This is a genomic window from Flavobacterium sp. B330r, assembly GCF_056824325.1.
Genome location: NZ_CP124860.1, coordinates 72,980 through 97,757 on the forward strand (window position 1 = coordinate 72,980; position 24,778 = coordinate 97,757).

The 24,778-nt window shown below is 33.8% G+C and carries 15 protein-coding genes and 1 other RNA gene; 6 read left to right on the forward strand and 10 right to left on the reverse strand.

Annotated elements, in window-relative coordinates:
* Window positions 1-182 precede the first annotated feature (182 nt).
* The 5 genes from chiA to QLQ95_RS00330 form a co-directional block, all read right to left on the reverse strand.
* Window positions 183-4,919 carry a T9SS-translocated chitinase ChiA gene (gene chiA, locus QLQ95_RS00310; RefSeq protein ID WP_482502144.1) on the reverse strand — a complete coding sequence of 1,579 codons (4,737 nt, stop codon included), beginning with the start codon at window positions 4,917-4,919 and terminating at the stop codon, window positions 183-185.
* Window positions 4,920-5,388: 469 nt separating this feature from the next.
* On the reverse strand, window positions 5,389-7,455 hold the full coding sequence (locus QLQ95_RS00315; protein ID WP_095930528.1) for a beta-N-acetylhexosaminidase: 2,067 nt from the start codon (window positions 7,453-7,455) through the stop codon (window positions 5,389-5,391).
* Between the two features lie 153 nt (window positions 7,456-7,608).
* Window positions 7,609-9,546 (reverse strand): glucosamine-6-phosphate deaminase, encoded by a 1,938-nt coding sequence (gene nagB / locus QLQ95_RS00320; protein WP_095930527.1) that lies wholly within the window; start codon window positions 9,544-9,546, stop codon window positions 7,609-7,611.
* Between the two features lie 105 nt (window positions 9,547-9,651).
* Window positions 9,652-11,220: a RagB/SusD family nutrient uptake outer membrane protein gene (locus QLQ95_RS00325; RefSeq protein WP_095930526.1), complete on the reverse strand. Its 1,569-nt coding sequence runs from the start codon at window positions 11,218-11,220 to the stop codon at window positions 9,652-9,654.
* A 10-nt stretch (window positions 11,221-11,230) separates the two neighbouring features.
* On the reverse strand, window positions 11,231-14,266 hold the full coding sequence (locus tag QLQ95_RS00330; protein ID WP_428237125.1) for a SusC/RagA family TonB-linked outer membrane protein: 3,036 nt from the start codon (window positions 14,264-14,266) through the stop codon (window positions 11,231-11,233).
* A gap of 277 nt (window positions 14,267-14,543) precedes the next feature.
* Here QLQ95_RS00330 and QLQ95_RS00335 point away from each other — a divergent pair, with 277 nt between their 5' ends.
* From QLQ95_RS00335 to QLQ95_RS00345, 3 genes are all read left to right on the forward strand, one after another.
* Window positions 14,544-15,596 carry a sensor histidine kinase gene (locus tag QLQ95_RS00335; RefSeq protein WP_320492010.1) on the forward strand — a complete coding sequence of 351 codons (1,053 nt, stop codon included), beginning with the start codon at window positions 14,544-14,546 and terminating at the stop codon, window positions 15,594-15,596.
* Window positions 15,586-16,287, forward strand: a complete 702-nt coding sequence (locus tag QLQ95_RS00340) for a LytR/AlgR family response regulator transcription factor (RefSeq protein ID WP_095930523.1) — start codon at window positions 15,586-15,588, stop codon at window positions 16,285-16,287. The genes QLQ95_RS00335 and QLQ95_RS00340 overlap by 11 nt, the downstream gene beginning before the upstream one ends.
* Window positions 16,288-16,462: 175 nt before the next feature.
* Entirely contained in the window at window positions 16,463-17,932 is a 1,470-nt protein-coding gene (locus QLQ95_RS00345) for an MFS transporter (RefSeq protein WP_482502148.1), read from the forward strand.
* 119 nt (window positions 17,933-18,051) lie between these two features.
* On the opposite strand, the gene QLQ95_RS00350 is transcribed toward QLQ95_RS00345, so the two are convergent.
* From QLQ95_RS00350 to ffs, 4 genes are all read right to left on the reverse strand, one after another.
* A complete protein-coding gene (locus tag QLQ95_RS00350; RefSeq protein ID WP_095930521.1) occupies window positions 18,052-18,549 on the reverse strand; it encodes a hypothetical protein in 498 nt (165 codons plus the stop codon).
* Between the two features lie 92 nt (window positions 18,550-18,641).
* Window positions 18,642-19,298, reverse strand: coding sequence for a fructose-6-phosphate aldolase (gene fsa / locus QLQ95_RS00355; protein WP_198856298.1), 657 nt, complete (start codon window positions 19,296-19,298; stop codon window positions 18,642-18,644).
* Window positions 19,299-19,465: 167 nt separating this feature from the next.
* A complete protein-coding gene (locus QLQ95_RS00360; protein ID WP_320492011.1) occupies window positions 19,466-20,269 on the reverse strand; it encodes an SDR family oxidoreductase in 804 nt (267 codons plus the stop codon).
* 175 nt (window positions 20,270-20,444) lie between these two features.
* An RNA gene (gene ffs / locus QLQ95_RS00365) (signal recognition particle sRNA small type) lies at window positions 20,445-20,542 on the reverse strand.
* An 88-nt stretch (window positions 20,543-20,630) separates the two neighbouring features.
* Between ffs and QLQ95_RS00370 the strand changes: the two genes are divergently transcribed.
* The 3 genes from QLQ95_RS00370 (at window position 20,631) to QLQ95_RS00380 (ending at window position 23,584) form a co-directional block, all read left to right on the forward strand.
* A complete protein-coding gene (locus QLQ95_RS00370) occupies window positions 20,631-21,683 on the forward strand; it encodes a glutaminyl-peptide cyclotransferase (protein ID WP_095930518.1) in 1,053 nt (350 codons plus the stop codon).
* Window positions 21,684-21,799: 116 nt separating this feature from the next.
* Window positions 21,800-23,038, forward strand: a complete 1,239-nt coding sequence (gene hutI / locus QLQ95_RS00375) for an imidazolonepropionase (RefSeq protein WP_095930517.1) — start codon at window positions 21,800-21,802, stop codon at window positions 23,036-23,038.
* Window positions 23,039-23,179: 141 nt separating this feature from the next.
* Window positions 23,180-23,584, forward strand: a complete 405-nt coding sequence (locus tag QLQ95_RS00380) for a hypothetical protein (RefSeq protein WP_095930516.1) — start codon at window positions 23,180-23,182, stop codon at window positions 23,582-23,584.
* A gap of 254 nt (window positions 23,585-23,838) precedes the next feature.
* Here QLQ95_RS00380 and QLQ95_RS00385 read toward each other — a convergent pair whose 3' ends face one another.
* Complete coding sequence (locus QLQ95_RS00385; RefSeq protein WP_095930515.1) at window positions 23,839-24,717, reverse strand: hypothetical protein; 879 nt, start codon at window positions 24,715-24,717, stop codon at window positions 23,839-23,841.
* Window positions 24,718-24,778 lie beyond the last annotated feature (61 nt).

The window sequence follows — 24,778 nt, forward strand, 5'->3', positions numbered from 1 at the left end:
ATATTTAAGGATAAAAAAACCTGGCAGTAAAACTACCAGGTTCATAATGCACATCTTGAGGCAAAAACCAAATAACAAATTACCTAAAGTGGCATTTTTTAGAAATAAAATAGATTAAAACATAAATAACCAAACTCAATTTTAACCGTCCCGTTTTTTATTTCTAAATTTTTAATTCTTTTTTAGTTTAAAAAGTTCATTACTTTCAATGACTTTTTGTGTCCAGATTTATCTGTTACGATCACGACAAAAATTTGTCTACTAGCAAAACTTGGACTATGAAGCAATACTTCTTTGTTGTTTTGAATATTTCTAGAACTTGTAACAGTTTGTCCTATGGTATTGAATACATCAACCTGAGCAATGTCTTCTGTTTCATTAGATACCGATAAGGTATTGTTTCTAAAATAGGCAACAGTCGTATTACTTTCTGCTGAAATATCTTCAAGAACTAATGTTTTTGCTGTGGCTTGCGATGCAAAATATGCTGCGTACGCTTTAGACAATTCAGATGAATTACCACAAGATGAAGCATCCCAGTTTACAGACCAAGTCATTAAACCTCTTAAAGAAGGATAAGGTCCGCCTGGCTGCATAGTGTATGTTCTTCCTGAGAAATTGGTTCCGTTTCTTAAATAATCCAGAGCGTTAATTCCTTCTGTTGGAGTTAAATAACCGCTACCTGCTGCACTCGGACAAGCTGGTAATGCAATAAGAACTTTTGAGGCTGGTAGTCCATCAAAACGCATTCCTGTTGAAGCAATGTTATACCCTTTTATGATCATATCAGTCAAAGCTGTAACCATGTTGGATTTCTTAGCCGTACCATAATATTGACCATCTAATCCGTTTTCTCCTCCTGTGTTATACAATTGTACCGCTAGCAAATCTAACTCGTTGCGTAAGTTTTGAATAATTGGTAAGAACGAACCAAAAGTATCTGTGTAAGTAGTATATCCTCCTTGTACATATTGTGTTTCGGGAGCTGCAGTCAATAAAAATCCAGGCCCATAGTATGCTTTTAATTCTTTGAAAGCATCTACTACGTTTTTCAATCTTGGATAAGCCGAAATACCCGCATAAGAAATATCTCTTAAACCTCCTGCACTAAAATTCATCGATCCGCCTTCAAAATCAATATCAACTCCATCAAATTGATACTCGTCGATAATTGCTTTTAGACCATTAACAAAAATATTTTTCTGAGTTACATTATCTAAAACAACATGACCATTTTGACCTCCAATAGAAACAATAACAGGAACTCCGCTATCTCTTAAGGCTTTTATATCGTTTTTCAGCAATTGCTTATTGAAAACACCATTGGTCAAATATCTCGCATCGTTTGTTGTTAATATTGGTGTATAACCATCGCGATTAACGGTTTCTACGAAAGAATAATCCACTACGTTAAATTTACTTCCGACCATTTGAGAGAAATATAAAAATGGAGCAGCAGTATTTTCCCAAGAATGCGCGTATCCTAAAATAATTTTAGATGGAAGCGGTATAAATCTATTACCGCTTATAGTAGCAATTTTAATAGTATTGTTTAATGTCGTTACAGCAGCTTTATTATCGGTTGCTTTAATTACAATTGGATAATCTTGATATGCAGTTGGCGTAAAATTATACGTGTACGTATTATTTGTACCAGCTGTCATGTTAAACGTGCCTCCATTTATGGTAATTGTAACACCAGAAACTGATCCGTCACTATCGACAGCTGTAACTGAAATTGGCACAACTTGGAAAGAGCTTTGGTATACCGTAGTATTTGATGGTGAATTCCAAGTGATTACAGGCAATGAATTTGGACAGTTTGCACCCGAACAATTTAATGTAAAAGTATATGTTTTTGAATCTGTTGTTCCGTTTGAAGCCGTAGCTGTAACAGTTAATGTATGAGAAACTCCAAACTGATTTGCTACTGGTGTCCAAACCGCTGTATAAGTTCCTGAAGAATTTGTAGCGCTTATGCTTTGTCCGTCTAAACTAAATACAACAGATGAAATTGTAGTGGCATCTGTAGCGCTTAATCCAACACTGGCAACAAAGTTAATTGCCGAACCTAAATTTATAGCAATCGCCGAAGCTGTTGGTGCTGTAATAGCAACCACTGGCTTAGTTACAACCGTTGTTTGTGTATTGAAATTATAAACTGTTGGCGCTGTTGGAACAGCAAAGTTTGCTAGATTATTTGGATAATAAGCTACTTCTCCATTTTGCCATGAATTTAATTTCAAACTTAAAATTTGTGTATAACCCGCTACAACTGAATCATCAAAAGCGTAATTTCCTGATGCATCTGTTGTTGCCAGAACGCTTTTCCAGTTGTGCGTGTTATCTGTCCATGGTAAAACAATTTCTACTTTTGCATTTGCCACAGGCGTTGAACCGTTTTTCACCGTTCCGCTGATTAAGTTTGTAGCTGCAGCTAATGCTACTCTAGCCGTTGAACTTGTATTGAAGTTGTACGTTGTTGGACTTGCAGGAACTGCAAAGTTGGCTAGATTATTTGGATAATAATTAACTTCTCCGTTTGACCAAGTATTTAGTTTTAAACTTGTAATGGCTGTATAACCGTCTATAACAGAATTATCAAAACTGTATTTTCCTTGTGCATCTGTTGTTGCCAGAACACTTTTCCACGGATGTGCATTATCTGTCCAAGGTAAAACCAATTCTACTTTGGCTCCTGAAACTGGAGTTGTTCCGTTTTTAACTGTTCCGCTAATTTTACTTGAAGTCGTTACAACATCCTGAGCAAAGTTTAATGTTTTATTGGCATTCAAATTAGAATAAACTGTCGACGCCGGTGTAAATGTCTGTCCTGTTAAAGCTGCAGTTACAGTATAATTTCCGCCAGAAGCTAAAGTTAATGAATATGCCCCAGTTGAATTAGTTGTTGCCGTAACATTTCCTGCTGTAGAAGCTGCTGTAATCGTTACGCCAGAAACTGCTGTACTTCCGTTAAGAACTGTTCCGCTTACAGTGTATGTTACAACTGCTGCGCCTTGAGTGAAATTCAACGTCTTGTTGGCATCAATTGCATTGTAAACTGTTGAAGCTGGAGTATAAGAAAATCCAGATTTTGAAGCTGTAACCGTGAAGTTTAAACCTGCTGTTAAACCTGCAACGCTGTAAGCGCCACTTGCATTTGAAACTGCTGTTAAAGTTGTGCTTCCTGAAACTGCTGAAACGGTTACACCAGAAACGGGACCACTTCCGTCTACAATTGTTCCGCTTACGGTATAGGTTGGCTGTGTTCCGTTAATTACAACTGCCGTCTGATTTACCGTTACATTATTTAACGATACTGGAACAAAGGTATAACTCGCTTTTAATGCTGTAAGCGAATAGTTTTGTCCTGAAGTTAAATTATTGAATGCAAAGTTTCCTGTTTGAGAAACTACTGTCTGGATAACGACATTAGATGCATTACGCAATTCGACAGTAACATTGGTAACCAAAGTCGATCCGTTTTTTACAGAACCAGAAATACTTACTGTTCCTGGAACAACACTGCCGAAAGAAGCATCCACTTGGTTTAATAATGAATTAGGAATTGCACCTCTGGTATCTTGAGATAATTCCCAAATCATACCTCCTGCTAAGTTTTTCGATTTTATATACTGCACTTTTAAGTCCATTGACTGTTTATCTTCATAAGAAATAAACTCTTTTCTAGTAGCATTATATAAATAAGGAACTTTTGTAGTATTATCAAAATAACGTACCCATCCTGCCGAAGCCGCAGATGGCGTTACCATCATCGTATTTGGATCTAAATAAGCATGCGAATTGGTAACTGGATTTCCAACTAAATCACAGATTTCGATACTTCCAGATTTTTCACAAGCTCCTGAACCATCCCATGTTCCGGTTGGGTTTTGCGGATTTGTACATCCGGGAACGATATATCTTGGTGCTGAAACAAATAATCCATTTGTCGAATTTGCAGCAACGTTATCGAATTTTTTTCCGTAGAAAGGCAATCCCATGATTAATTTATTCGCAGGAAAACCAATTACGTTTAGATATTGATTGGTTAATTCGTCTAATGATTCTGATTGCGTTGCGCCATACAACGGATCATTAGTGTTCCCACTTGCATATAAAGGAGCATTATAGCAGGTTTTATCATACCAGTTTCCTCCAAAATCATATCCGAAATAGGTAATATAATCACAGTAAGTCGAAATATCTTCGCTCATGCCATACTGCGCTCTGTTGTTTGGCCCTAAATACTGTTTAGCAACGTTTCTAACATTGTTTCCAGCAGCAATGGTAACCAATTTATTTGGCATTGCCTGACGCATTGCTTTCAATAAAAGCACTAAATTTTTATTATCGTCTGGACTGTATTTTTGCGGAGGAACAGGCGCACCATTTACTATTTCTGTACCGTCAGTTCCACCCGAAAGAGGATATTCCCAATCGATATCAAAACCGTCAATAAACGGATATGTAGTAATAAAGTTTGCCATATCTGCTGCTAAAGCTGCCCTTGCTACAGGACTTGCAGCAATTGGAGAAAGATCTTGTCCTTTTGTCCAGCCTCCAACAGAAATTAAAATTTTTAAATGCGGATACTTTTCTTTTAATTTCATTAAATCATAAAAGTTTCCTTTTACTGGAGCATCCCACGGAATGCCACCTTCCATATGCTCATAATCAGCATAAGTATCTAAACATTTTAATTTGGTATTCTCTGGATGGGCAGGATCATAAGTTGTGCCATAAAAAGAATAATTTAAATGCGTTATTTTACTTCCATCAATTTTAGGAACATTAAAATCCCTAGCATAGATAGACCATTGCGCATAATACCCCACTACTTTTTTTCCGTGAGCTGGTTGAGCCAACGCTAGTAAGGGAAACAATAACAAAAAGAGCAATCTGTAATAATGTTTCATAGTTAATAAATATTAGTTAATAGAAAATAAATAATTGGGCCACAGAAGCTTTTAAAATCTTCTGGGTTTCGCTCAACTGCAGATTGGAACCCCGCGGTCGATTGGAAATAAACTCAAATTACATTCTATAGATAAATATTACTATTACTGATTCATTCATAATCATTAGTAAATAGCAGTGATTGATATTTATTTATAATTCTAAAAATTAATCTTAAATACAAATGATAAATTTGGGACTAATCATCAATCTATACTCTCGTTTTTTGTCATGTTTTGTGGTATTCTTATTCTTCTATTTGGTTTTAAAGGTTAATACTAGTCTCATGGCTTATATTTTTATTATTGAATTAAGTTAAGTGCTGCTTACTTCTGAAATTTTGGCTATAACTATCTCTACCGTGGAACTCCGGCAGAGATAATTAAAAGCCTGATTAATGTAACTCTAAAACACTAACTCAACCAAAATTTATATTAGTTTCTTTAAACTCTCATAAACTGACAATTCTACGTCAGCATGATCTTTTGTATTGCATTGCTCTATTAGACTTTTTAAATCTGCTGGTTTTAAAGTCGATTTATTATCTAATACAAGCAATAATTCTTGTGATGCATCACTTAATTTTTTTGACAAAGGCAAAATTGGTTGCACTAATGGCGCATTGGCACTTAGCGCTGTTAAGTCTTTATTTACAGTAATCCATTTATTAAAAAATGCTGTTACTTTTGCTTTATTATCAGCCGATTTATTTGCTAAATATTGATTTACTGCAGCATCAAACGCAAGTGCATCTTTTGCATCTGGTCCGCATGCATCTGCAAACAAGGTAAACGGAGAATACATCTGGTACTCTGTTCCTCCTTTGTTACGAGTATATCCTTTTAAAGGCTCGCTAACTTTAGAAAATTCTTCAAGCGACTGAATGTTTTGATTGTTGGCAATATTTCTTAAAATAACATCTTTGTTGCGAATGTGCGTAATGCCTAACTCTTCTAATCTGAAAGAGATCTGTTCTAAACGTTTGCGCATATTTTCTACATCCACTACATCTTCTGCAGACCACAATCTTTCAGCAATAGCAGCTGTTCTTGGCCAAACTCTAGAATCTATCGTGGTTGGTGTAGCCAATTCTGTCCACATTGTAGCTTCTCCACCCAAGATTCTTGCTTTTTCATCGCTAGTTAAATTAGCTCCTTTTGGCATCGGATCATTTAAATAATGACTTGCTATTGGGTACATTAGATCGATATAATAGCCATTTGAAAGAACGGTTTTGTATCCTTTTTTAACAGCATCTACTAAAGATTGTCCTGCTGGCATTCCTTCATTTGGACCTCTCCAAGAATGTACAATAGCTTCTTTAGATAAATCTTTTGTCAAGATTTCTTCCCAACCCATCAATTGTTTTCCGTGCTTTTTTAACATCGGTGCCAATTGCATGGTAAAATAAGTTTGTAATTCGTGGTTGGTTTTTAAGTTATGTTTCTTTTTGAATTCTTGAATCTTCGGATTTGCATCCCAATCTTTTCCTTCGTTTTCATCTCCTCCAATATGGAAATAAGCGCCTGGAAATAATGGACAAACCTCATCAAAAACTTCACTTAATAATTGATATGTTTTAGGATTTGAAGGATCTAATGTTGGCGAAAAAATACCCGCATTTCTTTCAATTCCATAGGTAGCAATTGCTGTACCTTGAATATTTTTTTCGGATGTTCCTCCTGTCAGCGTGATTACTTTACTGCCAATTTCTGGATAAGCCGTTAAAATTGCAGATCCGTGACCTGGAACATCTATTTCTGGAACAATTAAAATACCGCGCTCATCGGCATATTTTACGATATTTTTAATTTCCTCTTGTGTATAATACATTCCATCCGAAGCTAATTGAGTAAACTTTGGATGTTTTTTCATTTCAATTCTCCAACCTTGATCATCAACCAAATGCCAGTGAAAAACATTCATTTTCATCGCTGCCAATGCATCAATATTTCTTTTAATTACGTCAATTGGCTGAAAATGTCTTGAAACATCTATCATTAAACCTCTCCAAGTAAATCTTGGGAAATCTGAAATTTTGGAAACTGGAAAATAAAAAGATTTTGAATTGTTTTGAAGCATCTGCAACAATGTCTCTAAACCATGTAAAGCTCCTAAATCGCTTGATGCGTTTATCGTTATTTTATTAGAAGTAATATCTAAATGATAACTTTCGTCTTCGTACAAACCAATTTTACCGCTTTTAGTGCAATTGATCTGCAATTCTGCATTTGGAACTTCATTTAGTTTTTCAATAAAACCTTGTTCGAAAAATATACCTGTTCTACCATCTAAGCGGCGCAAAAAACGAGTTACTCCTCCAAATATTCTAGCGTTTGGATTTCCTGTAATGTTTACTTTAAAATTTTTAGTTAAATTAAAATTACCTTCATTAATAACAACATTCTGAGGCCAAGGCATAAGATTTAGCTGCTCCTTCTGGACTTGAGCACCTGCTGTTAAACCTGCAAATAATAGTACAAATAGATATTTCATTTTTCTTTTTTTTGGTTGGATAGCTTTTTATAAGTATCCTAAATTTATAAAAAAAACAAAACTCAGAATGATTTCAGCTTTTACCTCACTTTGCTATGAGATCAATCTGAATTTTGCTATTTGATTCATTCTAAAATGAATCGGAAAAAATTTTTAGTAATCAAAACGTTTAAAAGCTTCGATCGCTTCATATTCAGCCAAACCTAATTCATCATATAAGATGGCTGTGTTTTTATTTCGATCTTCTGCCCTAACCCAAAATTCACGAGAGTCATTACCTTGAAACATCACCCTGTCTTTTTGAGACTGATGGTGTAAAATAGCATGGCGTTTCAACAAAACCTCTGATGGGCTTAATGGAACTGCCATATCAATTTCGTGAATATCCCATTCGTGCCAAGCTCCTCTATACAGCCATAACCAACAGTCATCCATGTACGGTTCTGGTTTAAGTTCTTTTAAAGCGGCAAAAATGGCATTTAAACAAACCTCATGTGTTCCGTGCGGATCGGCAAGATCTCCAGCAGCAAAAACTTGATGTGGTTTTATTTTTGAAATAATATTTTTTACAATAGCAATATCTTCTGGCCCTAACGGATTCTTTTTAACTTGCCCCGTTTCATAAAAAGGAAGATCTAAAAAGTGTGTATTTTCATCTTTCAGTCCAATATATCTTGTTGCTCCGTAAGATTCTCTTCTTCTAATCAATCCTTTTAATTTTCTTACTTCTAAAGAATCGATCTGATTTTCAGATTTATTATTTAGAAATTCGATTACTGATTTGAAATTGATATCTGATTTTTCATTTCCGATAAAATCACTGGCAACTTCTGCAAATTTTAAAGCTTCATCATCTGAAACCGCAATATTTCCAGAGGTCTGGTACACTACGTGAACATCGTGTCCTTGTTTGATTAACTTCGAAAATGTTCCTCCCATAGAAATTACATCATCGTCTGGGTGCGGACTAAAAAGAATAATTCTCTTTTTTGCCGGATTTGCCCTTTCTGGACGAAATGAATCATCTGTGTTTGGTTTTCCTCCTGGCCATCCGGTAATCGTGTGCTGCAAAATATTGAACATATTAATATTCATATCATAAGCAGAACCTTCTTGAGCCAAAAGATCAGACATTCCGTTATTGTTATAATCACGGTCTGTCAATTTCAGAATAGATTGTTTTGTTTTTTGACACAACCAAACAATCGCTTTACTTTTTAATTCAGGAGTCCAAAGACATTCTCCAACTAACCAAGGCGTTTTGAAACGGGTTAACTCTGAAGCTGCCGACTGATCTAAAACAAAAGTTGCGTTTGGATGATTCTGTAAAAATGTTGCTGGAATTTCTGAACTGATATCGCCTTGAACTGTTCTTTTTATAATATCTGCTTTATTTTGCCCCCAAGCCATCAAAACAATACGTTTTGACCTCATGATGGTTGAAACCCCCATTGTTATGGCACGTTTCGGCACATTATCGATACCATTAAAAGCAGATGAAGCATCGACTCTAGTGATGTGATCTAAGGTAATAATTCTTGTTCCTGAATTGATATGCGAACCTGGCTCGTTAAATCCAACGTGTCCTGTTCTACCAATTCCAAGCAATTGAAAATCAAGTCCACCTGCATTTTTAATATTCATTTCATAATCGATACAATATTGATTGATTTCCTCAATTGCTACTGTACCGTCAGGAATATTAATATTTTCAGATTTGATATCAATGTGATTAAAAAGATGCTCATGCATGAAATAATGATAGCTCTGATTGTTCTCCTTAGTCATTGGATAATATTCGTCCAAATTAAAGGTGATTACATTGCTAAAACTAAGTCCTTCTTCTCTGTGCATTCTCACTAGTTCCTCATAAACTTTGATAGGAGAAGAACCTGTTGCCAGACCTAAAACACAAGATTTATTTTTCTCCTGCTTAGACCTAATTAGCTGCGCAATTTCCTGGGCTACAATTACAGAAGCATCAATCGAGCCTTTAAAGATTTCAATATGAATTTTCTCAAATCGAGTTTCTTCAAATTTTCCCGCGCTTTTGTAACTAATATCAGGTTTTATTTCTAAAGCACTTTTCATTTCTTTTCTTTTTTGTAGTAATTACCATTTTGGTTTTAAGAATGGTATAGATCGCTTTCGCCATCTATACCATACTACTAACCAAACTTAATATTCCATTTTTTTTTAGAAGTTAGGTGCATCAACATCCCACCAAAGTCTTGTAGCTCCGTTATCAGGACCACCAAGGGCAGTTACTCCAGATGCAACACCTGCAGGGTTACTTGCTTCTTCAGACTGAGCAAAAGGAAGTCTTCTAACTCCTAATTCAGTGCTAATTACGCCACCGCTTTTATTGTTTTTAATTCTGAATAGTTTAGGGTAACCTGTTCTTCTAAACTCAGACCATGCTTCTTGTCCATCAGGATATGTAGCAATCCATTTTTGAGTTATAATTTTCTCCAGATTTTCTTCATTAGTAGCTCCCCATGCAACAGTAATTTTAGAAACTGCTGGAGTATTATTTTCTGGGAATAATGGATCTACATAATCAAGAGGTTTTTTCGTATTATCAGAAGCGTAAGACGAAGCTCCTTCTGCACCATTCTGCTCGAAAGATGCTCTAATACCAGCTTCATAAAACTCTTGAGCTGTTCCGCCCATGTTCCAACCTCTTAAAGCACCTTCTGCTCTAAGGAAATAAACCTCTGCAGTAGACATCCAAGTAACTTCTCCAGTTTTTGTTCTAGGTCCTGTTTGCGAGAATTTAGCATATGTAGTTCCAGAAGGATACGTTACACCATTTCTGATAGATGCATACTGACCAGGAGTAATTTCTGCTGTATTCCAATATTTAGAAATACGTGGATCTTGATAACCTCCTAAGATAGACTGCATATCAGCTCCCATGAATAAACCAACCCAAGAGTGGCTCATTACGTCAATTACGTTAAGATCTACAGGAGATTTAACTTTCATTACATCAGCATTAACTTTAAGAACACCAATTGAATTATTAACTGCTTTTTCAGCTTCAGTTTTAGCTAATGCAGGATCTACTTTAACAATTCTCATTGCCATTCTCAAACGAAGTGAGTTTGCATACTTAACCCATTGTGCATAATCTCCGTCGTAAGAAGATAAATCTGTTCCTTTAAAAGTAGAAGATTCACCAGCATCGATTCTTTTAGTTAATTCAGTAACTGCAAAATCTAAATCTTTAAACATTTGAAGATAAATATCCTTTTGAGAATCGTAAAGAGCAGAACCTTCAGCACCATATTTAGAATATACAGCAGGTCCGTACATATCTGTAATACGTTGCATTTGCACTACTTTTACAATCAATGACCAAGCATAAAACTGATCGTATTTACCTTTAGCTCTTTGTTCAACTTTGTAAAGATTTGCAATAATATCTACATAAGCTCTTTCCCAAGCATAACCATTCCATCCAGGATTTAATGCATAATCGTAATTATTAGTATCTCCAAAAGGAACTGGTGTAATCATATATCCAGACCATCCATCAGCTTGTAAACTTTGCTGAATTTGATATTGCCAAGTAATATCTGATATGTATATTCTACTAAAAGCAGGTTTAAACAAACTTTTAATATTGTTATAATCCTGTTCTAACTGCTCTGTAGTAGCACCTTCAGGATTTTTATTGATCTCCTCAAAATTGTCTGTACAACCAAAAGCCGCAAGCAATGAGAAGCATATCGCTGTTTTTTTGAATTTATTTAATGTCATGATTGTAAGATTAGAATGTTAAGTTTAAATTAAGACCGATATTTCTTGTTGAAGGTAAACCAAACACATCAACACCTTGTAAGCCTTCACCTGTACTTAAAGCTACATTTGGATCAAATGGTGCATCTTTGTAAAGAAAGAATAAGTTTCTAGCAATCAAAGAGATAGTTGCAGATTGAACATATGGTAATTTATCTTTTTTGAAAGTATAACCAATAGATACCTCTCTAACATTTACATTTGTTGCGCTGTAAACATATTCTCCAGAAGCACCGTTTCTACCTGCTGTTCCATTGTAGTAGTCAAATGCATCCATTGTAGTTACAGGAGTTCCGTCGCTCGCTCTTACACCGTTAATTTTAACACCTCCAGCATTTCTAGCATCACCTGTAGCTTTAGATACTCCATTGTAATCGTTGATTGCTTGAGTTAAACTAAGAACTTCTCCACCAAAACGTCCATCAATTAAGATGTTTGCAGTAAATGATCCGAATTTAAAAGTGTTAGACCATCCTAACATGAAATCAGGATTAGCATTACCAACTTCTTCCCAATCTGTTCTTTGAATAGTATTGTCGTCATTAACTAAGATTCTTCCTTGATCATCTCTTTTCAAGTTTTTACCTTCAATTACACCAAATGGTCTTCCTTCAATTAATGAATATCTGTAGCTGTTAGATCCTGGATCAGTAAGAATGATTCTACCTCCTGTTCCTTCTTCAGCAGGAATATCATTTACTCTACTCTTATTTTGTGAATAGTTAATTCTAGTATCCCAGTTGAATTTTTCTCCTCTAACGATATCTGCATAAAGTACAAGCTCGAAACCTTTGTTAGAAATACTACCAGCGTTGATAGCATAATTAGTATAACCAAAAGGGTTTGTAGCTGGAGCAGGAACTTGAATAAATTGGTTTTTAGTTTTAGAATCATAGAAAGAAAATTCGAAACCTAATCTGTTATCAAACATTCTCCATTCTGTACCTAATTCAACCTCAGATTTTAATTCAGGTTTTAATGTTTGACCTGGCATTGGTCCAACTGGTGGATTTACAATACTTCCTGCAACGATAGTAGATGTAGGACTCGTAATACTACCAGCAATATCATTACCAACTTGTGCATAAGTAGCACGAACTTTTCCAAAGTTGAAAACTTCTGGTAATGTAAACATATCGCTAAGAATACCAGTAACCCCCACAGATGGATAGAAGAAACTAGAATCGTTAGTGTTTACTAAAGTAGACGACCAGTCATTTCTAGCTGCAAGATCTAAGAATAAATAATCTTTGTATCCAAAAGTTGTAGCAGCAAATACAGACTGAACTTCTCTTTCTGCTCCTGTTTGAACGTTACCGTTATTATTTACAAAGTTTCCTAAAGTAAAGATGTTAGCATAATTCAAACCTCCACCGATTCCTGAATCTACAGTTAAACCAGTAACTTTGGTATTATTGATACTTGCTCCGAATGTACCATTGAATGAAAAGTTTTCACCCATTTTTGTATTAAATAAACCTAATAAATCAGCATAATTTTGAGTACCGATTGTATTTGCATTGATGTATCTTCCTGTAGCGTGTACTAAAGAAGTTGCAGAACTAGCATACATTTCTTTTTGGAAATTGCTCTCACTTCTGTTATAGCTATATCTTGAAGCTAAATGAAACCACTCAGCAACTTTATAATCTAAAGCAATTGCTCCGTTAAAGAAATTGTTTGTATCAACAGATTTTTGTCTGTTAATCTGCCAGTATGGATTTTCATTACTTTCGTTTACCGCTGCAAAACCAGGATAATTTTGAACATTCATGTTTCTAACAGGATCAAAAACTTCATACGTTTTCAAATCATTTAAGCTAAAAGCTCTTGGATGAGAATAAACACCACTAATTGGGTTGAAGTATAAACCATTTGTTGGTCTATTGTTAATTGTTTGCGCAACATAATTTCCTGTTACAGCAACACTCAATCTATCATTTAAGAATTTGCTTGTTTGACGAATTCCAAAGTTATTTTTCTTCAAATGATTTCCAGGTATAATCCCAGAAGCATCTGTATTAGCATACGTTAAGCTTGTAGAATTTCCTTCAGTTGCTTTAGAAAAAGACATAGAAGTAATTTGTGTAACTCCTGTTTCGAAGAAATCTTTAATATCACCTTCTACTTTTTTCTTATCTCCCCAAGATCTTGGATCTCCATCTGCAGATGTGTAATCTGATTGGAATTCTGGCAAATAAGCTGCACTATCAAATGTTGTAACAGAATTGATATTGAATGATTCAACTCCAGCTTTTCCTTTTTTAGAATTAAGTAAGATTACACCATTAGCACCTTGACTACCGTATAATACAGAAGCCGCAGCACCTTTAAGTACAGTCATTCCTTCATAATCATCAGGATTGATCAATGAAACGATATCACCACCGTCACGGTTACCTCCTGCTAAATCACCAAAAGTACCATTTGGCTGTCCTGTACCTTGATTGTACAAAGGAATACCATCAATTACATATAAAGGCTGATTGTTTACAAAAGATGAATTACCACGAATTACAACTTTTGTAGAACCTCCTGCTCCAGATGAACTTTTTGTTACTGCAACACCGGCAATTTTACCAGCAACAGTATTAATAAGGTTTGGATCTTTTACACGGGTTAACTCTTCTCCTTTAAGCTCTTGAGCTGCATAAGTCAAAGATTTTCTTGTTTTCTTTATCCCTAAAGAAGTTACAACAACCTCATTTAATGAATTTGAAGCTCCTTGAACCATCTTCACATTCACTGTAGAAGCATCTCCTACAACAACAGTCTGAGTTTCTAGTCCTACATAAGTGAAAACTAAACTTTGACCTTTTTGAACTTCAATAGTGTACAATCCGTCAAAATCGGTAGTAGTTCCTTTTTGACCTCCTTGTACAGCAACAGAAGCTCCAGGTAATGGCATACCATCAGAATCTGTAATCACACCCTTGACATTTTTTACTTGTGCAAGCGAAACTTGCGCCGTAAAAACAATCATAAAGATTAAGAAAATTTTTTTCATGTTTATTTTATTTTGTTAGTTATGATGTAAAATTATTCTTAAGGCATTGTTAAAAAAAATAAATTAAACCAACAGCAATAAAATTTAAACGAACGACATAAAACATTCAATAATACGCTTTACGAAAACGTTCTAATAGAAAAAATAAGCACAAATATCCTTTTTTTGCAAAATTTTATTCAAAAAAATTGGCTCTTTGCAGTTAATTGTTTAAAGTTGCACAATATTTCAATATTGTTAAGAAAAACCAAAAAAAACGCAAATAACTTAAAACCAGTTGAAAGAAATACGAAAAGTTAAATTTGATATTAAACTGCAAAATCATATCTGGTTTTGGGGAGTATATTTTACTTTAAACTTTTTAAGATGGGGAGCTTATTTTAATGATTATCCTTATGCATTCAAATCTAATGTAATCGAATTCTCACTAGTTATTCCGTTAGTGTATTTAAATTTATTTGTTTTAGTTCCCAAGTATGTACTAAAACAAAAATACATCCTGTATACTTTTTTGCTTCTCGTAAGTTTGTTTGTAATGTATCTGCTCAAAACGGCCTTGACATATTATATTATATCAGAAAATATCTGGCCAGAAGCAAATCGCGAATACCATCCTTTTGAGATCAATCACATTGTTGCTGTTTGTATAGGAGAATTGTATGTTCTAGCAATGGCCTCCTCTGTGTATCTTACTTTAACTTGGTTAAGAGAGCGAGAAAGAAATAGATCGTTAAGAGAAAACCAATTTAAAATAAAATTAAAGTATCTCGAAAATCAGATTCAGCCTCATTTTTTCTTTAATACATTAAATAATCTGTACGCTTTATCTTTAGAATCATCAAAGAAAGTTCCAGATGTAATCATCAAACTTTCTAATTTGATGGAGTATGTTTTGTATGATGTAAAAGGAACCAAATTTGTTCCGCTTATAAAAGAAATCGATTATATTCAGAACTATATCGAAATCGAAAAACTTCGTTTTGAAAATGTTGAAGTGACCATAAATCTAGAATCTAATATAGAAGATGTTGTTGTACCGCCTTTAATCTTTATTTCTTTGGTCGAAAATGCTTTTAAACACGGCGGACTAAACAACAGAAATTTAAAAATAAAAATCAATTGCAAAGTTATAGACAACAAAATACTCGATTTTGAAATCTTAAATAATTTTGTAATTTCACAAAATCATAATCCAAAAAAAGGAATTGGTCTGGTTAATACCAAAAAGAGACTAAAGCTGATTTACAGAAACAATTTTAGTCTAAAACAGCAAACCAAACTAAATTTCTATATAATCCGATTGCAAATACCAACTCAGAATGAAGATTAAATGCGTGTTAATTGATGATGAGCCTTTAGCTATCAAAGTCTTGCAAAATTATTTTACCAATTTTACAGATTTTGAAGTTGTTGCGACATTCAATAATTCTCTAGAGGCGCTCGATTTTATAAACAGTACTCCTGTTGATGCCGTCTTTTTAGATATTAACATGCCCATGATGACGGGTTTCGAACTTATTAGTCTTATCGAAAACAAAACCAAAGTTATCATTACCACCGCATTTAGAGAATTTGCTGCCGAAAGTTATGATTTGGATGTATTAGACTATTTGGTAAAACCAATTCCGTTGCCAAGGTTCATCAAATGCATCAACAAAATTACTACCGAATACAATCTCAAAAACAATATCAAGATCGAAACGGCAAAAGGAGATTCTCATATTTTTATCAAAGTAGATAAAAAAATGATGAAAATTAATATTGAAGAAATTCTATTTGTCGAAGGAATGAAAGAATATATAAAAGTGGTCACTCCCGATAAAACCTACATTACACATAAATCTCTTACATCCTTATCTGAAGAATTGCCCGCAGATCGCTTCCTTAGAATACACAAATCTTATGTAATTGCACTAAATAAAGTGAAATCTATAGAAGGAAACCGCGTTCAAATACAATCTTACAACATTCCGATAGGCAGAAACTACAGTAAAGAAGTTAAAAACAAGATATTGGAATAAAATATAATTACGAATTACATTTTCTAAGTAGGTTAAAATTAACACTTTGTTGAAAAAACATAGCCGTTGGTTTAAATTTAACATTATTTATACCTTTTTATTTTTTTTTGATAATCCTAACAAATATATTTACGGTCTTCAAAAAACAATAAAATAAAAAATTAACCTTATTATTATGAGTTCAGAAAATGTGCAAACCAAATGGGGGCAATTTATCTCTTTGATAATCGTCTTCTTCTTTTGGGGTTTTGTTGGTTCAGCCAATGATATCCTAATTCCAGTATTCAAAAAAGTATTTACGTTATCGCAAGTACAATCTCAATTAGTAGCATGGGCTTTCTACGCTGCATATTTTGTTGGATCAATTATATTCTTTATCGTTTCTTTAAAAGTAGACGTTTTACAAAAATACGGCTACAAAAAAACACTATCTGCAGGATTAATTTTATCAGCAGTAGGTTCATTCCTATTCATTCCAGCAGCTACAATTCAAAGTTTTCCTTTCTTCTTAACAGCCTTATTCACAGTAGGTTTAGGATTCTCTATCCAACAGATTGTTGCAAATCCGTTAGCTATTAAAATGGGAAGTCCTGAAACTGGAGCACACCGTTTAACTCTTGCGGGAGGAATCAACTCTTTCGGAACAACGATCGGAGCTATTTTATTAGGTATCGCTTTATTCGGAATGGGAGACAACAAAAAAACGGCTCTTTCATTAGAAGATATTAAATTGCCTTTCATCATTTTAGGTCTTGCTTTTATTGCGGTTGCAGTATTTATGAATTTCTCAAAAATCGAAGACCCAGTAAAAGAGGAAGAAGCAGTAATTAAAGACAAACACAGCAAATTCAACATTCTTGACTATCCACAATTGTACTTGGGTATGTTAGGAATTTTTATTTATGTAGGAACTGAGGTAACTATCATCAGTAATCTACCTGCTCTATTACACACTCACGAATTCGGAAACATCTTAGAAGACGCTGTAGCACCGTTTATTGCGCTTTACTGGGGAAGTTTAATGATTGGTCGTTGGAATGGTGGAGTAAACGTATTTAACACTTCAAACCTAGTAAATACGGCACTTAAATTTATCGTTCCTGCTGCGGCATTTGGAGTAATCATTGGAGCAAACATCTTTGCAGCTCACGATGTTTCTTCATTCTACATCTACCCTTTCTGGATTTTACTATTTATTGCAGTAAGTTTTATTGGTGGTAAAAACGCTGGAAAAACATTAATGCTTTTCGGAATTTCAGGATTAACTATGATGGCATTAGGATTAGCATGGCCAGATCCAGAAATTGCTAAATTCTTCTTCATCTCTGGTGGATTATTCTTATCGATCATGTGGCCTTCAATCTTCGATTTAGCGATTGCAGGATTAGGGAAAAACACAGGAAAAGCGTCTTCTTTCTTAATCATGATGATTCTTGGTGGTGGAGTAATTCCATTGGTACAAGGAAGTATCTGTGACTTAGATGCAACAAATCCAAACGGAATTTTCGGTATCACATACACACACTTCTCTTACATTATACCGCTACTTGGTTTTGCATATTTAGGATTCTACGGTTTCTACTGTCCTAAAATTTTAAAAAGACAAGGTATTAGCTACATAGAAAGTGCTGGTGGAGGACACTAAAAAGTAAAAAACTCCAATATATAAAAATCCAAATTCCAATTTTAAAACTGGAATTTGGATTTTTTTTATTTAAAGAAGAAAAAAACTTAGAAGCTTAGCATCTCAGAATCTTAGCAACTTTATTTGGCATTAATAATATTACTCAAGTTCTTCTTAAAAAGAGCCTTATTTTGAACCGTTAAAGGATAAACCACATCTTTGTCCGCATGAACAATTACTTTATCTATATCGGCATTTAAAAGCGCTTGCGGGTCTTTTATCTTCAAGGTGCAGGCTCCATCAAAAAAGCCGTCGTCTTCTATAGTTTTTCGAGCTTCTATTTTTGTTCCATCACTTAGGATTGCCGAAATCGTCATTTCGCTATTTAATGTTTTCGAATAAAATCCATCCATTACCAATAAAAGCCGGTAAGAATTTTTTAATTCTGGACCTTTAAATTCGTGTCTCGTAATATTATATCGAAGACCTTTGGCGAGAGTTTGAAATTTAACTGAGCAATCTAGCTCATAAGTAGCAACATCGCCCGCTTCATTTACCGAAGTAATAACTTTAGCGGCTTGAGCGTTTATAGAAAAACTCGCTACAAAAAAAGACAACATAAATAAGATAACTTTCATATTTAACTATTTAAGATTCAATATAAAAGTAAAAAAAATCGTCTCTTCTCGTTAGAAAAAAAGACGATTTTAATTTTGTAAGTATCTAAGGATTATTTATTTCCTTTTTCAAAGTCAGCTACAAACTGAGCTAAACCGATATCTGTCAGTGGGTGTTTCAATAAACCGTAAATTGCAGAAAGAGGTCCAGTCATAACGTCTGCACCAATTTTAGCACAGTTTACAATATGCATAGTGTGACGTACAGAAGCTGCTAAAATTTGAGTTTCGTAACCGTAATTATCGTAAACCTCTCTAATTTCTTGAATCAAATTCAATCCATCAGTAGAAATATCATCTAAACGCCCAACGAAAGGAGAAACAAAAGTTGCTCCAGCTTTTGCAGCCAAAAGTGCTTGTCCTACAGAGAAAACAAGAGTTACGTTAGTTTTAATTCCTTTATCAGAAAAGTATTTTGCTGCCATAACACCTTCCTTAGTCATAGGAAGTTTTACAACAATCTGCTCATGTAATTCAGCTAACTCCTCACCTTCTTTAACCATACCTTCAAAGTCAAGAGCGTTAACTTCTGCACTTACATCACCATCAACAAGATTGCAAATGTCAACATAATGCTTAAGGATATTGTTTTTTCCAGTGATTCCTTCTTTTGCCATTAATGACGGATTAGTTGTTACACCATCCAAAACACCTAAAGCTTGTGCTTCTTTAATTTGAGCTAAATTAGCTGTGTCTATAAAAAATTTCATAATTTGTTTAATTAAAAATGGTTTGTTTGTATTTATAAATTTCTTTTCAAATAAATTCTTTTAAAGAAATCTAGCTGCAAAATTACAAAATCAATACCAATAAAGATTTTAAAATTAAAACCATTTTAAAATTATATGTTAAAAATAAGTGTGTTTTTTACATTTTTCTATAACTTATAATGATTCATAAGCATTTTCTCATACATTTTATCTGGAAGCGCACGTTTTAAAACAATTGAAAACTTCTGCATAAAAGCGCCCACTTTATAATGTACGTTTGGTTTTTTAGTTTGAATAATTTTATAAACTGCTTCTGCCATTTCATTTGGATTACTTCCTGCATCAACATGATCATTCATTGTGGCTAGAACATCGCCATAAACCTTTTCGTAAGCAGAATCTTTAATAACAGGCGCATGATAACGTCCGGCAGCAATATTGGTTGCAAAATCTCCAGGCGCAACATTCGTGATTTCGACACCAAAAGCTTTTACTTCCATCCTTAAAGCTTCAGTAATCAATTCCAAAGCTCCTTTCGATGCAGAATAAACACTTCTATACGGAAGTCCCATATAACCAGCAATCGAAGTAATATTAATAATAAGACCAGAATTTTGCTTACGCATTTGTGGCAACGCCGCTTTCATAACTTCAATTGGACCAAAAAAGTTAGTCTCAAAATTATTTCGAATTTCTTCTGTCGGAATTTCTTCTAAAGGTCCTGTAATTCCAACTCCAGCGTTATTAATTACAATATCCAATCTTCCAGAAGTTTCGATAATTTTATTTACCGCTGTTTTAATAGAATCAGAATTTCGAACATCTAAAGCAACTAACGGAAAAACTGAATTTAAAACTTTCTCAGGATTTCTGCTTGTTCCGTATACAACAAAACCTTTTTGATGTAAAAATTCACCAATAGATTTTCCAATTCCTGATGATCCTCCGGTAATTAAAACGACTTTGCTCATTTTTTAGTTATAAATTATGGGTTTATGAGTTATAAGTTTTTGGAATTGGGTTTATTTTGAACCACATAAAGCAGTCAATTTTGAACTTCTAACCAATAACATTTAACTTCAGATAGGGTCAAAAATAAAAAAATCCTCCTAAAAGGAAGATTACAAAACTATTAAATTCTAAAAAAAATGGCAAGCGACCTACATCGCACCGCTCAACCACGTACCCTTGCTATGTTCCCATCCTGGGGGAGTCTGCAGGAGCTGGTCGTGTAGGACTTGCCGGTGCAAATATACAACCTTTTTATATTTTTGCAAGACCTTTGCAGCAATAAAAATATCGTCGTATATTGCCTTATTCAAATTTTAAACTATGAAAAAATATAACTTCCTAGCTGTCATTTTATTAGGAATCACATTGGTTGGATGTGGAGAAAAAAATAAAGGTGAAAATTCTTTATTTACTATCGATGATTCTGCTTTTCCGGCTCATCTTACGCAAAAAGAAGCGCTTAATATTGGAATTTTAAACCCAAAATCTAAAGAAATTGACAGCGTTGCCTACTTCGTAAACGACCAAAGAGTTGGAGGTACAAAAGGTGCTGCAAATTTTAGATTTGAATTAATAGATCAAAAATTAGGATACCAATACCTAAAAGCTAAAGTTTATTTTGGCGGAGATTCTTCTGACGCAACTGCTAGAATTGAAGTCGTTTCAGACATTGAGCCTAAATTATTAAAATATAAAGTCGTAAATACTTTTCCTCACGACAAAAAAGCTTTTACAGAAGGTTTAGAGTTTTATAAAGACACTTTATATGAAAGCACTGGACAAGAAGGAGCTTCTTTTGTAAAAAAATACGATTACAAAACTGGAAAAGTTTACAAACAAATTGATCTTGAACAGCAATATTTTGGAGAGGGAATTACATTTATAAATGATAAATTGTTCCAACTAACGTACAAAAACAAAAAAGGTTTCATTTACGACGCAAAGACTTTAAAACTTGAAAAAACCTTTGATTATGAAAAAGATATTGAAGGTTGGGGAATGACAAATGACGGAAAACACATTTATCAAACTGATGGAACTGAAAAAATTTGGAAAGTTGACCCTGCTACTCAAAAAATGATTGATTATATCAACGTTTATTCGGGAGAATCTAAAATTAAAGCCGTTAATGAAATCGAATGGATCAATGGAAAAATCTATGCAAATGTATGGTTTAAAGATGCTATTGCTGTCGTAAATCCAAATTCAGGAGCAGTTGAAGCCATTTTAAATTTATCTGATTTAAGAAAAACAATGACAGACATTACAAAAGATGATGTTTTAAACGGTATTGCTTACAATCCTAAAACTAAAACTATTTTTGTAACGGGTAAAAACTGGAGCAAAATGTTCGAAATTACCGTTTCTGAATAAAGATAATAATATTGAATTTTTAAAATTCCAAATTCCAATCTGACACAAATTTCATAAGTTTTCATTCATTAATAAGTGAAAATTTGTGAATTTTGTGTTTTATAACAACATCAACGATGACAACATTAATCATAAACATACAAGAGTTATTACAAGTTCGCGAAACTTCTATCACTAAAGTTTCGGGTGCGGAAATGGCAAAACTTCCAACAATTAAAAATGCTTTTTTGGTATTAAAAGACAATTTAATTGAAGATTTCGGCTCAATGGATAATCTTCCAGAAATCAAAGCTAATAAAACTATTGATGCAACTGGAAAAGTTGTTCTTCCGTCTTGGTGCGACAGCCACACGCATATTGTTTATGCAGGAAATCGCGAGCAGGAATTTGTTGATCGTATAAATGGTCTTTCTTATGAAGAAATAGCCAATCGTGGTGGTGGAATTTTAAATTCGGCTAAAAAACTAAACGAAACTTCTGAAGAAGAAATTTATGAGCAATCTAAAATCCGTCTGGAAGAAGTAATGCATTTAGGAACTGGAGCTGTAGAAATTAAATCAGGTTACGGTTTGACGGTCGATGGAGAATTAAAGATGCTTCGTGTAATTAAAAAATTGGCAGAAAACTATCCTATCGCCATCAAAGCGACATTTCTAGGCGCACATGCTTTTCCTTTACATTACAAAGACGATAAAGCTGGCTATCTTGACGAAATGATTAACGAAATGCTGCCAGAAATTTCCAAAAACAAGCTTGCTGATTACGTAGATGTTTTCTGCGAAAGCGGTTATTTTTCTGTAGAAGAAACCGAAAAAATAATGGAAGCAGGTTTAGCATTTGGCTTGAAACCGAAAATCCATGTCAATCAATTTAATTCTATTGGCGGAATTCAGGCTGGCGTTAAATTTAATGCCCTTTCTGTAGATCATCTTGAAATTATGAATCCAGAAGATATTCAAGCCTTAAAAGACACCGAAACAATGCCTGTTGCTTTACCTTCTTGTTCTTATTTTTTAAGCATTCCGTATACACCAGCACGCGAAATGATAAAAGCAGGTTTACCTTTAGCGTTAGCAACAGATTTCAACCCTGGCTCTACTCCATCAGGAAATATGAATTTTGTTGTAGCAACAGCTTGCATCAAAATGAAAATGACGCCAGAAGAAGCGATTAATGCAGCAACAATAAACGGCGCCTACGCAATGGGACTTTCAGAAACACACGGAAGTATCACAAAAGGCAAAAAAGCCAATCTGATTCTAACAAAACCTATTTCCTCTTATTACCAAATTCCTTACGCTTTTGGAAGCAATCTTATCGAATCTGTTTTCGCAGAAGGAAAAATTTTAAAATAATTCAGTGGGTGAAATGGAATAAAATAAGGTAAGATACCCACTTTACATCAAACAAAGGACAAACTTAAAATGCAACAATATGAAATGAAAGTCTCTTTAATTAGAGGCTTTTTTATTTACTATATTTGAACAAAAACAAATATGGAAATCTTTATAGGTATAGCAGGACTTCTTATTGCTTGGTTAACATATAAGAAAACTTTTCACTCAAAACCTGATGAAGAAAGAAATAATTTGTTAGGTATTTTTCTAACCACACAAAAACTTCATTTAGAAGTTCAATCTCTTCTGCAAAAATACATAGACGATAATAATGGAGCTGAACATTTTATTTATCCTGACATAACTTTTCAACGTTTATTGGATATGTATAAACAAGGTTTTGAAAAAGATTTATCTGATAAAGTTTATGAGGAATTAAAAAATAATCAAAATTATACTAAAAGCAATATTGGTACTTTTCAAAATCAGATTGATATACAACATAATGCATTATTGCAATTTCGCAATCAATTGCTATTTTTACAAGCAACCACCAACGAATAGATTCTAGTTAAAGAAGCATACTTACTAAAATAATTTGATCTAATCTGCAAAATCTAATTTAGATCAACCAAAATCTTTTTACATCTGCGTAAAAAAAAATCTATGCGCAAAATGTTTCACGCAGATGTAAAAAGATTATGGCAGATATATACAGATTAAATTGAAAAAATCACCACACATTATCCCATAAAAAAAGGCCTGTGAAAAATCACAGACCTTTAATATCTTAAGTGGTATTGTATCCCTAAGGCTCCTTATCTTAAACTAAAACTAGTTTTAGAAACTAACTCATCATTATCAAAAACATTAATAAAATAAGTTCCTTTAGCAAAATCTTTTCCTGGAAGATCTTCACTAACTTGTACAGTTTTATTTTCGTATTTCACTGTAGTTTTAAAGCTATAAGTTAATGTGTTTTCTCCAAAACTTTCAGTTTTCTTTTCGCCTAAAACATTGTTTTTAGCATCGATAACTTGAACATAATACGTTTTGTCTCCAGATTTTGCAATTTGATTTTCAGCAATTGTAAAACTAACTTTCAAAACATCAGCACGACTTGCTTTATCAGTTTCGATTTGTTTTCCAGAGCTTTTCAATTTGTAAGCTGAAGTTTTAGTATTTAAAACAGATAATTTAGATCCTTTTTCTACAGTTTTAGCTAACTCTTCGTTTTGACCAACTAATACTTCATTATACTTTTTAGACTCTCCTAAAACTACAATTGTACTATCTCTTTGAGTTGTTAAAACACCATTTTGTTTTTTCAACTCATCGTTTTCAGCAACTAAAGTTTTCATTTTACTCTGCATTGCTTGAACTTGAGATCTGTATTTAGAAACATCTCCTTTAGACTTGTTCAAATCATCCATCAAAGCCACAACTTTGTCTCTTTCTTGGATTAATTCGTCAGACATAGAAGTGTTTTCAGCAATTGCAGCATCATAAGTCGCTTTTAACTCCTGTAAATCTTTCATTACAGATTCTTTCTCAGTCAAGGTTGTTGTAAGTTCAGTCTTAACCACCTCTGTATCAGAAGATAATTTAAAAATATACACTAAGCTACCGATCAGTAGGACTGCTAAAACTGCGATTACCGCCTTTAGACTTGAATTGTTGTTCTTTGGGTTTTCCATATTTAAATAATTTTCTTTAATAACAAATTTAAGAATTAATATAAGGTAATAACGTAAGTTT

Bases quoted from the DNA above. Each gene is read 5' to 3' on its own strand.
- QLQ95_RS00330 (WP_428237125.1), bottom strand. From the start codon at position 14,266: ATGAAAAAAATTTTCTTAATCTTTATGATTGTTTTTACGGCGCAAGTT.
- QLQ95_RS00350 (WP_095930521.1), bottom strand. From the start codon at position 18,549: ATGAAAGTTATCTTATTTATGTTGTCTTTTTTTGTAGCGAGTTTTTCT.
- QLQ95_RS00340 (WP_095930523.1), top strand. From the start codon at position 15,586: ATGAAGATTAAATGCGTGTTAATTGATGATGAGCCTTTAGCTATCAAA.
- fsa (WP_198856298.1), bottom strand. From the start codon at position 19,298: ATGAAATTTTTTATAGACACAGCTAATTTAGCTCAAATTAAAGAAGCA.
- QLQ95_RS00370 (WP_095930518.1), top strand. From the start codon at position 20,631: ATGAAAAAATATAACTTCCTAGCTGTCATTTTATTAGGAATCACATTG.
- QLQ95_RS00325 (WP_095930526.1), bottom strand. From the start codon at position 11,220: ATGACATTAAATAAATTCAAAAAAACAGCGATATGCTTCTCATTGCTT.
- hutI (WP_095930517.1), top strand. From the start codon at position 21,800: ATGACAACATTAATCATAAACATACAAGAGTTATTACAAGTTCGCGAA.
- nagB (WP_095930527.1), bottom strand. From the start codon at position 9,546: ATGAAAAGTGCTTTAGAAATAAAACCTGATATTAGTTACAAAAGCGCG.
- QLQ95_RS00345 (WP_482502148.1), top strand. From the start codon at position 16,463: ATGAGTTCAGAAAATGTGCAAACCAAATGGGGGCAATTTATCTCTTTG.
- QLQ95_RS00385 (WP_095930515.1), bottom strand. From the start codon at position 24,717: ATGGAAAACCCAAAGAACAACAATTCAAGTCTAAAGGCGGTAATCGCA.
- QLQ95_RS00360 (WP_320492011.1), bottom strand. From the start codon at position 20,269: ATGAGCAAAGTCGTTTTAATTACCGGAGGATCATCAGGAATTGGAAAA.
- QLQ95_RS00315 (WP_095930528.1), bottom strand. From the start codon at position 7,455: ATGAAATATCTATTTGTACTATTATTTGCAGGTTTAACAGCAGGTGCT.
- chiA (WP_482502144.1), bottom strand. From the start codon at position 4,919: ATGAAACATTATTACAGATTGCTCTTTTTGTTATTGTTTCCCTTACTA.
- QLQ95_RS00380 (WP_095930516.1), top strand. From the start codon at position 23,180: ATGGAAATCTTTATAGGTATAGCAGGACTTCTTATTGCTTGGTTAACA.